Source organism: Bacteroides sp. Marseille-P8574 (assembly GCF_902825465.1).
Lineage (GTDB): Bacteria > Bacteroidota > Bacteroidia > Bacteroidales > Bacteroidaceae > Bacteroides > Bacteroides uniformis.
Genome location: NZ_CADEBE010000002.1, coordinates 115,267 through 129,846 on the forward strand (window position 1 = coordinate 115,267; position 14,580 = coordinate 129,846).

The window sequence follows — 14,580 nt, forward strand, 5'->3', positions numbered from 1 at the left end:
TTGCAGTATTAATTAAGTTCCCCTCCTCGTTACGGCCGGATAAAAGCCAATCTCTTATTTTCTTCTGCAAACAGAATAGCCGTATTGACTAATGCTAAATGCGAATAAGCTTGTGGAAAATTCCCCAGTTGTTCCTTCGTATTAAAATCAATATCCTCACTGAATAACCCCAAATGATTGGAATATGTCAGAACATCATCAAACAAACAACGGGCTTCTTCCTTTTCTCCGATAACAAAAAGTGCACGTATCAGCCAAAAAGTGCAAATGGTAAAAGCCGAAGAAGGAAGCCCGAAATCATCTTCGCTGTTATACCGGTACATCAATCCCTTATGCAAAAGAGCTTTTTTCACAGCCTTCACTGTCTTATGGTATCGGATATCGTCTGCTGCAATAAAACCGTAAGGTTCCATCAACAGCAAAGAGGAATCCATTGCCATATTATCATAAGTCTGCGAGAAACTTTGAAGTTCTTCCTTCCATCCATATGTCATTACATCCTGCCATACCTTGTCAGCTTCCTTTTGCCAACGTTCACTATAACCGTATTTATTGAGCATGGAAGCTATCTTTGCACCACGGTCCAAAGCCACCCAACACATCACTTTGGATGAAACAAAATGGCGGCTTTCTCCTCTGATTTCCCATATCCCCTTATCTGGTTTCTTCCAATCTTCCATTACCGTGGAAAGAATGCTCTTTACCATTTCCCACATATCCTCTATTTCGTCTAATGTACCGGGCATCAGCCGATAGTACTGGTAAATCAAATCCATCAGATAACCGAACGAGTCATTCTGCTTTTGATGGTAAGCATCATTACCTATCCGTACTGGTTTGGAATTCTTATATCCGGACAAATGCTCCAGAATAATCTCGGTCAGCTGCCTTTCTCCCCGAATGCCGTACATTATCTGATAGGATTCGTGCTTGGATACGAAAGTGGACTGTATGAACTTCATAAAACGTCTTGCTGCTCCTATATGGCCTATCTGGAACAAAGTTTCGATAGACATGGAGGCATCCCTTAACCAACAGAACCGATAATCCCAATTACGTACTTCGCCGACGGATTCAGGCAAACTGGTAGTAAGGGCGGCCAGTACGGCTCCGTTATAGTAAGACATCAGTTTCAAAACCAGCATGCTTCTTTCTATCACATCATTATAGAGAGAATATTTCTTAGTACGGTTGGTCCAATTAAGCCAATAAACCAAAGTACGGCAATATTCAATTTTTTCCCGTTCAATATCCACCGGAATGACCTTTTCATTGTATGACAAAAGAAAGAACTCATCTTTTTCCAATATAATTTCTTTTTTCTGTTCGATGTTCTACAAAGGAAGGGAAGAATACAAATATTGTCTATCTTTATTATCAGAAGAACAATAGCTTTCTATAAATTCAGAAGTGACATTATGAATCACTTTACCTTGCGCATAATTGGGAGCAGGGACATAGTTTACTTTGAAACGGGGCTTACCTTTTATCCACCTCACATATCGATACAATTCTGCCGGAAGATAATGGGCATTTTCGCAGGAACGGTAATAAGGCATGTAATCAAGTACGACAAATTCTCCCTCTTTCGAAGAAAAAGAAGTAGACAATATGTTAGTGTGAGGAACGTAAGATTGTGAGATATGATAGTCTTCTGTAACGTCAAATCCAAAACTTCCTCCTCTTTCCCGATCAAGTAGTGATGCAAAGATAGACGGAGAATCAAAATCGGGAAAACACAACCAGTCTATGCTGCCTTTTTCGGATATAAGTGCGGCAGTCCGACAATTGCCTACTACCCCATAATTTAAATTACTCATTTTTACTATTTTGTTTTTAACAAGTCTCTGAAAAAATCGAATACCCCTTTCAAGCTCGTTTTGACATTCTCGCCAATGGGTTGTTTCATGTCTTTCTTGTTCGCCAGAATTTGAAGAAAAGGCAGGACTTCCGTTTGTGATGGCATATTATAGCTTGCTGCCTCCGACACATATCCCACCTTGATTGTCACTGCATTCACCGGCAAAGCTTTGAACATATCTTCATCCGTAGTATCATCTCCCATAGCTATGATAAAGTCATAATGTTTCTTTTCCAACTGGCGTCTCACTTCGGAACCTTTATTATAATCGGGAGACTTAATCTCCACCACTTTATCTCCTTGTATGATTTGCAGCTTTTGCTGTATACAGATGTTAACCAGCACATTGATAAGTTGCTGTGCCCGCAAAGCTCCTAACCATGCATCACTTTCCCGGTAATGCCATGCCAAAGTCGTTTCCTTGACTTCAAGGTGGGAACGAGGCGTCTTTTCGACAAAAAGCTTCAAGATGGACACCAATCCGGAACTCCATTCCGCTTTGTTTATGTTTTTGTGCCAGATGCCATTTTCCTTATAGAAAGCACCATGTTCCGCAGCCATTGCAATAGATAAATTTCCCAACCATTTTTCTAAAGTAAAATGGTCGCGACCACTATTCACAACAACATGGTTGGCCGGGTCGGAAACCAGCTTCTGCAATGTGGCAATGAGTTCAGGGGTGGGCTTAGCATTTTCCGGTCGTGTCTTGAGCGACGCCAACGTTCCGTCATAATCCAGCAAGATAAGCCGTTGCTTAGCCTGGTTATATTTCATTTTGATGGCACCAATAATACCGGCGGATATCCTTTTCTTACGAAGCTGTTCATTCTTACGGCACGTATCGCTCCATTCACTTACAAAGTCTGCCGCCCACTTATTAACCGTTTGTACGGAAATAATTTTCTGCATGTGTTGCAAGCGTTTCAGTTGTTCCTGTTCGGGCATCTCCAAAGCCCGACAAATGGCCAGCTTTATCTCCTCAGTGTCATTGGGGTTAATCAACAATGCATCCGTCATCTCAATAGCTGCACCTGCCATTTCACTCAAAATCAAAACACCCGGATTATTATTTTTCGAGGCTACATATTCCTTGGCAACCAAATTCATGCCATCACGAAGTGGAGTTACCAAAGCTACATCAGCTATATAGTACATTGCCACCAGTTCTTCAAATGAAAAACCGTGATAGAAATAGCAAACCGGAGTCCAGTCCATCGTAGAATACTGTCCGTTTATAGAACCTATTTCTTCGTCAATCTTGGTTTTTAGCTCAGCATAACTATCTACATGGTCACGTGATGGAACAATGACCATTGCCAATGTAACTTTTCCACAATATTCAGGATGACATTCTAAAAAGGCAGCAAATCCCCATAAACGGTGCAGAATGCCTTTGCTATAATCCAAGCGGTCTACAGAAAGAATCAACTTATGATTTCCGAAAAATTTCCGTGTACGGTCTATCGCCCGCCGTACTTCCGGTCTGGAAGAAGCATTGTGATACAGTCCGTAGTTGATTCCCATAGGAAGAGCATCGGTCCTAACTACTCTATTCCCGAGTTGTGCTTCGTCCAGTTTAAAGTCAATACGCAATACCCGTTCGACAGCACTGATAAAATGCCGCATATAGTCATGAGTATGGAAAGCTATAAAGTCAGCACCCAATAATTCTTTCAGGATTTCTGCACGTTCCGGTAATATCCGGAAAAGTTCATAGGAAGGAAAAGGGATATGATGGAAATATCCGATATTCAAATCCGGGTAAACCTTCCGAAGCATTCCGGGAAGCAGCATTAACTGATAGTCTTGAATCCACACCTTATCACCTGGACGTATCACGCGGCAAATGGCATCGCAGAACAACTGGTTCACTTCCTGATACGATTGCCAGAAAGAGTTCCGATACAGCGTATAAACAAAAAAGTAGTGACATAATGGCCAGATAGTACTATTACTATAGCCTTCATAATAATTCTTTATCTGTGTTTCAGACAAGAATACTGGGTGGAAATTTATTCCTTCCAATCTAGAAGTGATTTCCTCTTTACTATCTTCGTTGTCAACGCATATTCCAGGCCATCCAATCCAATGTTTTTCGTAGGAAATCTGAAGTGAGTCCAAACCGGTAGCCAGTCCGCCTTCACTTCGTGAAAACACGAACGTTTCATCCTCTTTGGTAACCTTAACGGGTAATCTGTTTGATATAATATAAAGTTTCATGTATGAGTTAACACAAGAAATATGCCAACTCATACAATATTTTATTTATTGCTTAAAATCAGGATTTTAGAAAAATATGAAGAGAAAAACAAACATTCAAAAATGAAAAAGATGTTCCATTTCGATATGGTCCTACTATTACCAATTATCACTGGAAATGTCTTTCTTCACCAATGCTTCAATTCTTTGCTTATAGCAATTTATCCCTTCTGCTATATTTTTACTAGCTTCCGAGGTCCCCATTCCATAGACTACAAGAGGAGTTTGCCATACCATTCCGGCATGTACAGCACTTGCTTGATAAGGTCTTAACAACTCATCCACCGTAAAACGATTTCTTCCTCCGCTTCTATAAGCATCATGTTCAGAGCCGGCAGTAGTGACCACCATCAATGTCTTACCAGCCACAGCAGGAGTTTTTGCCAGATATGTAAATACTTCATCCAACCATTTCTTCAATAAAGAAGGAGCCGACATCCAATAGAACGGAAACTGAAATACAAGCGCAGATGCATGCGATATGATAGTGCTCCATATCTCTGCATTAAAAGCATCTTCCACATGCATCTCATATAAATTGTATATGGCCACCTCTTCCATGTCACTAATAGCATCCATCAATGCCTTGTTAGCTCGCGACTCTTTTATATTGGGATGTGTCAGAAGAACCACTACTTGCTTTGAATCTTTATCCATATTGTTTTTCTTTTAGTTTAAAATCATTGATGTGTGTACAAATATACAAAATATAGATATACGAGTAGGAGGAAATAAAAGTTTTCTTCCTACTTTCATTTTCTGACATATATTTTCGAATGTGACGAAAGAGGCGGCAAGCGGGTGAGGGCAAAGGTATAAAAAAACAAACTTCTGAAAAATTTATTATGCGGACTAACGAAAAATAATGTATCATCCCCATATAGATTTACTAGTGATCCCGTATAAGGAGCTTACACCCATCAAAGCTTGTTCTTGTTAAGATAAATAAAAAAAGGAACATATTGTTCCTTTTTAAGTACACCCTCAGGGATTCGAACCCTGGACCCACTGATTAAGAGTCAGTTGCTCTACCAACTGAGCTAAGAGTGCATTCCTTATTTCTTGTTTGCGGGTGCAAAAGTAGTCCTTTTATTTTATTCGTGCAAACAAAACGGGGTATTTTTTGCGATGAAATGGGATTTTTTATTCAAACTCGTATAAATCAGAAGGAGTAGTACGCTTCAAAGCACACAACTGTACATCCTTTCCTACGATAATTCCTTTTTCCCTTAATTTCCATTCCACTGTTTTATATGCCAATTCAGGATGATTGTTGTCCTTGCTCAAATGGCAAAGCCAAATATACTGTAAATGTTCCGTCATATTTTCCGAAAGAAATTCAGCAGTAGCAATATTACTCATGTGTCCGGTGCGGCTGGTAATCCGTTCTTTTAGGTATTGTGGGTAAGTACCCATGCGTAACATTTCCTCATCGTAGTTGGCTTCCAATATCAGATAATTGGCCTTTCTGATATATTCTGCGGCCGTAGGAGTGATTTCACCAAGGTCTGTAAGAAAAGCAAACACTTTTCCGTCTATCTCAATACAATAGCCCACATTGTCCGTACCGTCATGAGGTACCTCGAAAGATTCGATATGAAAATCTTCCAACTGCATAGGTTGCTGCTTTTCCAGGTAACGGACAGACGAATATAACTTTTCTGTCATGCAATAGCTCCGGTTGATACCCTCATGAATCCGGGCAGTTGTATAAATAGGAATATTCTGTTTCTCACCCAATCCGCCTACCGCTTTAATATGATCTGCATGATCATGCGTAACAAATACCGCACGTATCATTTCCATGCTGATACCTGCTTCTTTCAGTCCTTTTTTTATCGTCCGTACTGCAATGCCGGCGTCGATGAGTATTCCATATTTTTCTGTGCCTATATAATAACAGTTGCCGCTGCTTCCACTGGCAAGGCTTATAAATTTTACTTTCATCCTAATCTCCTTAATTACAAAAAAGCCGTCGCTTTAAAAAAAAGTGACGGCAAATATACAAAAAGTATGCAATATATAAACCTTATGCCTTCTTCTTTTTGTCGATGAATTCGGTAGTTTTGGCAAAAACGAATAATGCTATTGCTGCAACCAATCCTATAGCAGCGAAATAATACCAGATATAATGTGCATTGACACTGGCTGCTTCCCACGCTTCGCGGGTTTCAAACAAGACTGGATCAGGACAATATTTTGTCAGAAGCACCCCCGCAATACCAAACCCGAAAATAGAAGAGAGGAATGAATGAAGATGACTGAAACCGAGGTACATACCTTCTTCACCTTTGGGGGCCTGCAAAGAAAAGTACTCCAGATAACGCGGTGAGATAAAACATTCTGCCAAAGCTTGCACAACAATACCAAGCACCATCATTAAAGTAATATTGCTCATGCCGGAAATAATATCGTTGCCCAGCAAATTACCGCATGCCATCAGCAATGCCGATACCGGAATAAGAAACATGCCTATATTCATAGAAGTAATAGCTGTGCGCTTTGCCATCCACCGGGTGATAAAACTTACGCAGCAAACCACTACAAACGGGTTTACATTGGCTATCCACCCCGGTTTGGCTGTTTCACCCGCCATACGGATGACATATTTGGGCATAGTTGCATAGAGCTGTTGCTGCACCATCCAAAAGCCGGTTACGATGAGGATAAGAATCAACAAACGCCAATTAGTGATAATACGCAGAAAACCTTGCCCAATTTCACGCATGCTTTTCCCTTCACCTGCTGTATGTGCCGATTTATACAATAAGACGACAGCCAATAATGCAAGCACCGTCATGGCAGCCGAGAAGTAATTAATATAAATATAAGCCTGCTCACCGATAACATTCCGTAGAGGATCGACCACCGTTTTTCCGGTAAAAGCTCCTATATTCACCATCATATAGAAGATGGAATAGCCGCGAGCACGGGTAGCCTCTGTTGTTTCCTTAGCCACCGATCCCGATATGATAGACTTGATGAACGAGCCTCCTACCATGATAACAAACAATACGGGGATAATCATCCAACGGTCATTACTATCCGGCAATCCGGAAAAACGGGTTGTCTCACCATACTCCACCAGACCGGCTGCTTCCAGTAGGGTGGGAAGCAATCCCAAGCCCAAATACCCGATGGAAAGCAGTGAAAAAGCAATAATCATCGACTTTCGGAAACCTATCTTATCGGCATATGCGCCCGTAAAGATGGGCAACAAATAGAGCCCTCCCGAAAACAGACCGGAAATCATGCTTGACTCAAAATCATTGAAACCTAAAATATTGGAAAGATAAATGGTAAGAACTATAAATACAGCATAATATGCCATGCGTTCGAACAGTTCTACTGTACTGCTTACCCAAAAAGCTCTGCTGAAGCCTTTGGAAGCGGGTTGGGGTGATGTCATCATCCTTTTGTACGATTAAAATTTATGTATTAAATGAAAAAATAAGTGCAAAAATACGGAATTAATATCGTGTTTGCAAGATATTAATTTTCTGCAAACACAATATTAATAAGTTGCAGACAAGATATTAACTTCCCATTTATCACTATTTATATTTTCATTTATATAGAATACTCCGTATCTTTGGGCGCTTTTATAAAAACGACCATTCATGAAAGATAAAATCGAATTCATAGCTTTTGATGCTGATGACACACTGTGGGAAAGCGAACTTTATATTCAGGAGTTCGAGCACAAATTCTGTAACCTTTTAAGACAATATCTACCTGCTTCATCCATATCACAAAGGTTTTTTGAAACAGAAATGAAGAATCTCCATATGTATGGCTATGGGCTGAAGAGCATAATGCTCAGTATGACTGAAACCATCTGCAAAGTGACAGACGGAAACGGGAGTATACGTCTTATAGAAGAAGTAATAGGATGGGGACAAGAGCTTCTGCAGAAACCGGTCACACTGCTGGAAGGCGTAAAGGAGACTATATCGTCACTTCATGGGAAATATAAATTGGTGTTGGCCACTAAGGGGGACTTGTTCGACCAGAAAAGAAAAATAGAAGCTTCCGGACTGCGAGAATATTTCCATCATATCGAAATTATGAGTGACAAGAAAATCGATGATTACCAGAGGCTGATTGATACATTGGGCTGTCCGCCTGAAAAACTCCTGATGGTAGGTAATTCTGTAAAATCAGACATACTTCCGGTATTGGAACTTGGGGGATACGCTGCCCATATACCATACCACGTGACTTGGGCATACGAGCAACATGAAGGGGAAATACGACATCCCAATTTTATACGATTGGATAGTATCAAAGGAATATTAGATAAGCTATAAGTTATGGGTGAAACTGCATAACTTATAGCTTACTATTGCTTTTTAGAATTGGAAGAAATTCTTAGCGTTATAATAGCTGATATCTTCAATCATCTGGTTTACGCGTTCCATCTCGGAAATAGGAATTTCACCATTTTCTACATCACGGCCTACAAGATTACACAATGTACGGCGGAAATATTCATGACGCGGATAGGAGAGGAAAGAACGGGAATCGGTCAGCATACCAACAAATCGACTCAATAAGCCCAGTACAGAAAGGGCATTCATCTGTTTTTCCATACCATCCTTCTGGTCAAGGAACCACCAACCGGAACCGAATTGAATCTTACCGGCAACCGTACCATCCTGGAAGTTGCCCAGCATAGTAGCAATGACTTCGTTGGCGCATGGATTCAAATTATAAAGAATAGTCTTGGTCAGCTTACCATTGGAGTTTAAGCGATCGAGAAATTTAGCCATAGCTTTTGCTGTAGTAAATTCGCCAATGGAATCAAAACCGGTATCAGGACCTAACAGTTTGAACATCTTACTATTGTTGTTGCGAATAGCACCATAATGGAACTGTTGTGTCCAACCTTTCTCCCAATCCATTTCGCCAAATATAACCAGCATGGCTGACTTGAACTTCAGAATTTCCTCCTTCGTCAGTTCTGCACCGCCATATACCTTATTAAAGATGGCCTTGATTTCAGCTTCCGTGTAATCCTCGGCATAGAATTCTTCAATTCCGTGGTCAGACAGTTTACATCCTTGTTCCGCGAAAAAATCGTGACGCTTACGCAAGGCAGCAACCATATCGTCAAAGCTGGAAATAGCCACATCGCTCACTTCGGCTAACTTTTCTATATATGCGCGAAAATCGGCAGGAATTTCCACCGCCATTGCCTTATCCGGACGCCAAGTAGGCAACATCTTGATTTCAAAGCCGCTCTCACGTGTCTTGATATGGTATTCCAAGGAATCAATAGGATCATCTGTAGTACAAACCACTTCCACATGATAACGGCGCATCATGCCACGGGCGGAATATCCAGGCTGTTTCAGCTTCTCATTACATTCATCATAAATTTCACGGGCCGTATGAGGATTCAGAATTTTATCGATTCCAAAAGCGGTCTTCAATTCAAGGTGGGTCCAGTGGTACAACGGATTACGGAAAGTATAAGGTACCGTTTCGGCCCACTTCTCAAACTTTTCCCAATCTGTAGTATCCTTACCGGTACAGAAACGTTCGTCCACACCATTGGTACGCATCGCACGCCACTTGTAGTGGTCACCTCCCAACCAAATCTCAGTCAACGACTTAAACTGGTAATCTTCTGCCACCATTTGGGGAATCAGGTGACAGTGATAGTCGATAATCGGCATCTTCGCCGCATGCTCGTGGTACAACCTCTGTGCTGTTTCCGTTTGCAGCAGGAAGTTCCCGTCCATAAAGTTCTTCATCTTCTTGTGTTTTAAGTGTATAAAAATATTACTTTTCGTCTATTATACCTATATAGTATTGATTGTAAAGCTAATAGGTGATATATCTATTTTTAGTTTTATTAACCGTTATCGAACACAAAAGTAGAAATTTTACTTGGAGGAACAAAATAATTCGTATCTTTGCGGCGAATATTTATAATATTTAAGCTTCAGATGTCTCACCTTTACCGCCTTAGGCAGCATACCTCAAGATGGAAAACAAGAACTATACCATTAAAGACATCACACGCATGGCCGGCGTCTCTGCCGGCACTGTAGACCGCGTACTGCACAACCGCGGAGACGTATCCGTTTCCAGTAGAGAAAAAGTCCAGAAAGTACTCGACGAGATAGATTATCATCCCAATATGTTTGCCATCGGGCTGGCGGCTAAAAAGCGCTATCATATTGTCTGCATTATACCTTATTATATAGAACATGATTATTGGCATGCTGTAGCAGCGGGAATTGACCGTGCCGCACAAGAATTACGGCCGTTCAATGTTGGAGTTAGCTATCTCTACTATCGACATGCGGACAAATCCTCCTATAAAGAAGCATGTGCTGTGCTCCGGGAGGAAAATGCCGACGCCGTACTTGTTGCCCCAAATTTCCGAGAGGAGACTATAGAACTCACTACTTATTTGGAGGAAGCGGATATTCCCTATGCATTCATAGACTTCAATATTGAACAGACGCATGCCTTATGTTATATCGGACAAGATTCCAAAACCAGCGGATACATTGCTGCCAAGATTCTGATGCGTAGCTATGAAAAAGGGCAGGAGCTTGTGTTATTCCTGAACAATCAGAAAAACAATCCGGCAGAAATCCAGATGCAACGCCGCCTCGAGGGGTTCATGCAATACCTTTCCGAGGAACATAAGGATTTGACTATCCATGACATTGTGTTGTGCAAGGAAGATACTGACGGCAACAGACGGATGTTGGATGCTTTTTTTAAAGAACATCCCCAAGCCGTACTGGGAGCTGTTTTTAACTCCCGTATTTATCAGGTGGCAAGTTATCTACACGAAAAGGGGCAGAAGTTGGCAGGACTTGTGGGATATGACCTTTTACACAAAAATACAGAGTTCCTGAAAACCGGTGAAGTAACCTTTCTCATCGGTCAACGCCCAGGCCTGCAAGGCTATTGTGGCGTGAAGACTTTATGCGACCACGTGATATTTAAAAGACCGGTCACTGCAGTGAAATACATGCCCATCGACATATTGATGAAGGAAAACATAGACTTTTACTTTGAGTTTGAATAATCAAAAAATTACATATCAACCATTTAAATCATTTTTTAAATGAAAGCATTAAACAAAGAAACTGCTCCCAAAGCACAACGCCCGGAACGCATTATCCAGTTTGGCGAAGGTAATTTCCTTCGTGCATTTGTGGATTGGATTATTTATAACATGAATCAAAAGACCGATTTCAACAGCAATGTGGTAGTGGTCCAACCCATTGATAAAGGTATGGTTGGCATGCTGAATGCCCAGGATGACCTTTATCATGTAAATCTGCAAGGTCTGGATAAAGGAGAAACCATCAACAGTCTGACTATGATAGATGTAATCAGCCGTGCCTTAAACCCCTATACTCAAAACGACGAGTTCATGAAACTGGCCGAACAACCGGAAATGCGTTTTGTCATTTCCAACACGACGGAAGCTGGTATAGCCTTTGACCCTGCTTGTAAGCTGACAGATGCACCGGCGTCTTCTTATCCGGGCAAACTGACACAGCTGTTGTATCACCGCTTCAAGACATTCAACGGCGACAAGAGCAAAGGACTGATTATCTTCCCCTGCGAACTCATCTTCCTGAATGGCCACAAGTTGAAGGAGACAATCTATCAATACATTGAATTATGGCAATTGGGTGATGAGTTCAGAGCTTGGTTTGAGGAAGCCTGCGGTGTGTATGCAACACTGGTGGACCGTATCGTTCCAGGATTCCCCCGCAAAGACATTGCCGCTATAAAAGAAAAGATACAGTACAATGACAATCTGGTAGTGCAGGCTGAAATTTTCCATTTATGGGTCATCGAGGCTCCGCAAGAAGTCGCCAAAGAATTCCCTGCCGACAAGCCGGACTGAATGTATTGTTTGTTCCTTCTGAAGAACCTTACCACGAAAGAAAAGTAACTTTGCTGAATGGACCTCATACCGTATTGTCTCCAGTAGCCTATCTGTCGGAGGTAAATATTGTACGCGATGCCTGCCAGCATCCTATAATCGGACAATACATCCATAAAGTGATGTTTGACGAGCTGATGGAAACGTTGAACCTGCCAAAAAACGAATTGAAAAAGTTTGCAGAAGATGTATTGGAGCGCTTCAACAATCCGTTTGTTGACCATGCCGTAACCAGTATTATGCTGAACTCTTTCCCTAAATACCAAACCCGTGACCTTCCTGGCCTAAAAACCTACTTGAAACGTAAAGGAGAACTGCCGAAAGGTCTGGTATTGGGACTGGCTGCCATCATCACGTACTACAAAGGAGGTACCCGCGCAGACGGCACAGAAATCATCCCGAATGATGCTCCCGAAATCATGCAGTTATTGAAAGACCTTTGGGCAACGGGGGATACCCGCAAAGTGTCAGAAGGCGTATTGGCAGCCAAAGACCTTATCTGGGGGGAACACGGAGACTTGAATACCGTTCCAAGATTGACAGACATGATTACCTGCTTCTTAAAATCCATCCAAGAAAAAGGCATGCAGGAAACAGTAAAAGGTATTCTTTAATTCCTATGATTTTAAACAAGCAGACCGTACAAAAGGAGTTTTTATACGGTCTGCTTTATTTATACCACATTTGATGGGAAATAATTAAGCCACAGTTTTCTTTTTTGTCTAAAGGCTTTCCTGCTCTGCTGCCCGCAATATAAAAGTAGTGGCACCAATAGTTACAATGGCTCCATCCTCAATGCGAATACGGTCTTTGTCACCCAAAATTTCATTATTAAGGAAAGTTCCCGTCAGGCTGGGAGCATCGCGTAAGGTATAAATCAACACTCCCTGCTTATTACGCTTTACATTAATGATACAGTGACGCCGGTCCATACTCATATCCGAAGTCTCAATCGGCACATCGATAACATTCCCCACGCAACGCCGGCCTATGATATTGTCACCTTCTTGCAATGGAAGTACCTGCTTAAAACCAAACACGTTCTCAATGACCGTGATGCTGCCAAAAGCCTCTTTAAACTCCGCTTCATCCGGACATTCTTCCTTTTGAGGGGCTTTCATCTTTGATTTGCCTAAACGGATACTGAACTGCTTCTTACACTGGTCACATACAAAGACCAGTGATTGGCCTTCGGTATACTTGGTTTCATCGAATGTTAAGTAATTCTCACATTTGGGGCAACGGATACGCTTCATGATAGTTAAAAATTAAAGAATTAAAAAATAAAGCAAGGGTAGATTACTTTCTACTTCTTTAATACCCAAGCGTTCTTATACGTTTCATTTTGGCGAACTCTGTTCAATGCCTGATATGCTTCTGTTTCTGTGCCACAAGACTCAATGCTGACACGCATTTTACCATCTCCAACGATTGCTTTTGCATGAGGATAACCTTTTTCAATCAGTTGCTTTGCCATTGCTTCGGCATCCTTCTCAGTACCTACACTGGCAATGATGATGTGGTATTTCTTTGCAGAGACAAGTGACGGAGCAACAGTCCCTGCCGTTGTCTTTTGAACTTCGCTCTTTATTGTTGCAGATGCTGAAGAGGACACTTCTGCCGCCTGCTGCTTAGGCTGAGAAACAACCGGAGCATTCTGCGCGTTAGCTTGGCCTACCTTAACCTCTCTTACAGCAACCGGAACCACCTTTTTCTTTGCCTTCTGCCCCGTGTTTTTTTGAGCCGACGCTTTCGGAGTGTCGGCCTTCCGGCTAACAACAATCGGATTAATGGCAAGGGATTCCTTTTCTATCATCTCAAAAAGTTCATTCGGAAGTAATTGCGCATAATTTCCTTCAACCACTTCCGTATTCTCTATCGGTGTAGACAAAAAGAAAAACAAGGCAACCACTGCAATCATGGCAACCGCATTCGACAAATAGGAACGGTTGAATTTAATCTCAACCCTTCGCTTTTTGTCTTCCGGCACAACTGGAACAGAATAACGGATGGTCTTTTCCATGTACGGTTTCTTCAGTTCCGCCAGTTCCTGCATTTCAAAACTATCCAGCCCATATAAGTAAGGAGTGGTTATCTTGTGGTCATAGGGAGCAAAGTCATAAGTACCATGAATGGAGTAACGCAATTCGCCAATGTTGGGCAAATCCACCTTACCTTCTTCATGGAGAGCAGTGAATATATATGCCACTTCTTTTTCTACAATCCGCGTAGCATCAGAAAAATCAGTATCATAGACAGCCATATAAGATTGTACAAGTAAGCCGTCATTCATCTTCAGTTGAGGATTGAAACCGATAATACGAGTAGGGGGCAGAAAAACATTCTCTTCTGCTACTCTCATTGCCGGAGTATAATGGGCTACAAATCCTCCCAAACCGGGAACAATGACACAATCGTTCTCCAATAACAATACTTCTATGTGCTGTGCTAATTCAATCATGCCACAAAAGTAGCGGAAATATCGGATATACGCTAGTTTCAGAGCTTTTTTCTTATCAACAAATTATGAACA

Annotated in this window: 9 protein-coding genes, 1 tRNA gene and 2 pseudogenes; 3 read left to right on the forward strand and 9 right to left on the reverse strand. The window is 41.5% G+C overall.

All coding sequences use genetic code 11. The features are described 5' to 3' along the window. Nucleotides 1-29: 29 nt before the first annotated feature. From HUX74_RS12715 to HUX74_RS12740, 6 genes and pseudogenes are all read right to left on the reverse strand, one after another. Nucleotides 30-1,820: pseudogene (locus HUX74_RS12715) on the reverse strand (glycoside hydrolase family 15 protein). A gap of 5 nt (nucleotides 1,821-1,825) precedes the next feature. After that, nucleotides 1,826-4,081, reverse strand: coding sequence for a bifunctional alpha,alpha-trehalose-phosphate synthase (UDP-forming)/trehalose-phosphatase (locus HUX74_RS12720; protein WP_174646782.1), 2,256 nt, complete (start codon nucleotides 4,079-4,081; stop codon nucleotides 1,826-1,828). Between the two features lie 138 nt (nucleotides 4,082-4,219). Further along, nucleotides 4,220-4,777, reverse strand: coding sequence for an NAD(P)H-dependent oxidoreductase (locus HUX74_RS12725; protein WP_117964602.1), 558 nt, complete (start codon nucleotides 4,775-4,777; stop codon nucleotides 4,220-4,222). A gap of 320 nt (nucleotides 4,778-5,097) precedes the next feature. Next, nucleotides 5,098-5,170, reverse strand: a tRNA-Lys gene (locus tag HUX74_RS12730). 93 nt (nucleotides 5,171-5,263) lie between these two features. Further along, nucleotides 5,264-6,067 carry an MBL fold metallo-hydrolase gene (locus HUX74_RS12735; protein ID WP_025835841.1) on the reverse strand — a complete coding sequence of 268 codons (804 nt, stop codon included), beginning with the start codon at nucleotides 6,065-6,067 and terminating at the stop codon, nucleotides 5,264-5,266. Nucleotides 6,068-6,149: 82 nt separating this feature from the next. Beyond that, the gene (locus tag HUX74_RS12740; protein ID WP_005825496.1) at nucleotides 6,150-7,532 is read right to left on the reverse strand and encodes an MFS transporter; all 1,383 of its coding nucleotides are present in this window, start codon (nucleotides 7,530-7,532) and stop codon (nucleotides 6,150-6,152) included. A 208-nt stretch (nucleotides 7,533-7,740) separates the two neighbouring features. Between HUX74_RS12740 and HUX74_RS12745 the strand changes: the two genes are divergently transcribed. Next, on the forward strand, nucleotides 7,741-8,430 hold the full coding sequence (locus HUX74_RS12745) for an HAD family hydrolase (protein ID WP_117599641.1): 690 nt from the start codon (nucleotides 7,741-7,743) through the stop codon (nucleotides 8,428-8,430). A 42-nt stretch (nucleotides 8,431-8,472) separates the two neighbouring features. Here HUX74_RS12745 and uxaC read toward each other — a convergent pair whose 3' ends face one another. Next, complete coding sequence (gene uxaC / locus HUX74_RS12750; RefSeq protein WP_117599642.1) at nucleotides 8,473-9,879, reverse strand: glucuronate isomerase; 1,407 nt, start codon at nucleotides 9,877-9,879, stop codon at nucleotides 8,473-8,475. Between the two features lie 233 nt (nucleotides 9,880-10,112). Here uxaC and HUX74_RS12755 point away from each other — a divergent pair, with 233 nt between their 5' ends. Further along, the gene (locus HUX74_RS12755; protein ID WP_174646783.1) at nucleotides 10,113-11,174 is read left to right on the forward strand and encodes a LacI family DNA-binding transcriptional regulator; all 1,062 of its coding nucleotides are present in this window, start codon (nucleotides 10,113-10,115) and stop codon (nucleotides 11,172-11,174) included. A gap of 39 nt (nucleotides 11,175-11,213) precedes the next feature. Further along, nucleotides 11,214-12,661 (forward strand): annotated as a pseudogene (locus HUX74_RS12760) (tagaturonate reductase). A 108-nt stretch (nucleotides 12,662-12,769) separates the two neighbouring features. On the opposite strand, the gene HUX74_RS12765 reads toward HUX74_RS12760, so the two are convergent. Next, entirely contained in the window at nucleotides 12,770-13,303 is a 534-nt protein-coding gene (locus HUX74_RS12765; RefSeq protein WP_119962316.1) for an FHA domain-containing protein, read from the reverse strand. A 50-nt stretch (nucleotides 13,304-13,353) separates the two neighbouring features. Next, nucleotides 13,354-14,508 carry an SPOR domain-containing protein gene (locus HUX74_RS12770; RefSeq protein ID WP_119962315.1) on the reverse strand — a complete coding sequence of 385 codons (1,155 nt, stop codon included), beginning with the start codon at nucleotides 14,506-14,508 and terminating at the stop codon, nucleotides 13,354-13,356. Between the last annotated feature and the right edge of the window lie 72 nt (nucleotides 14,509-14,580).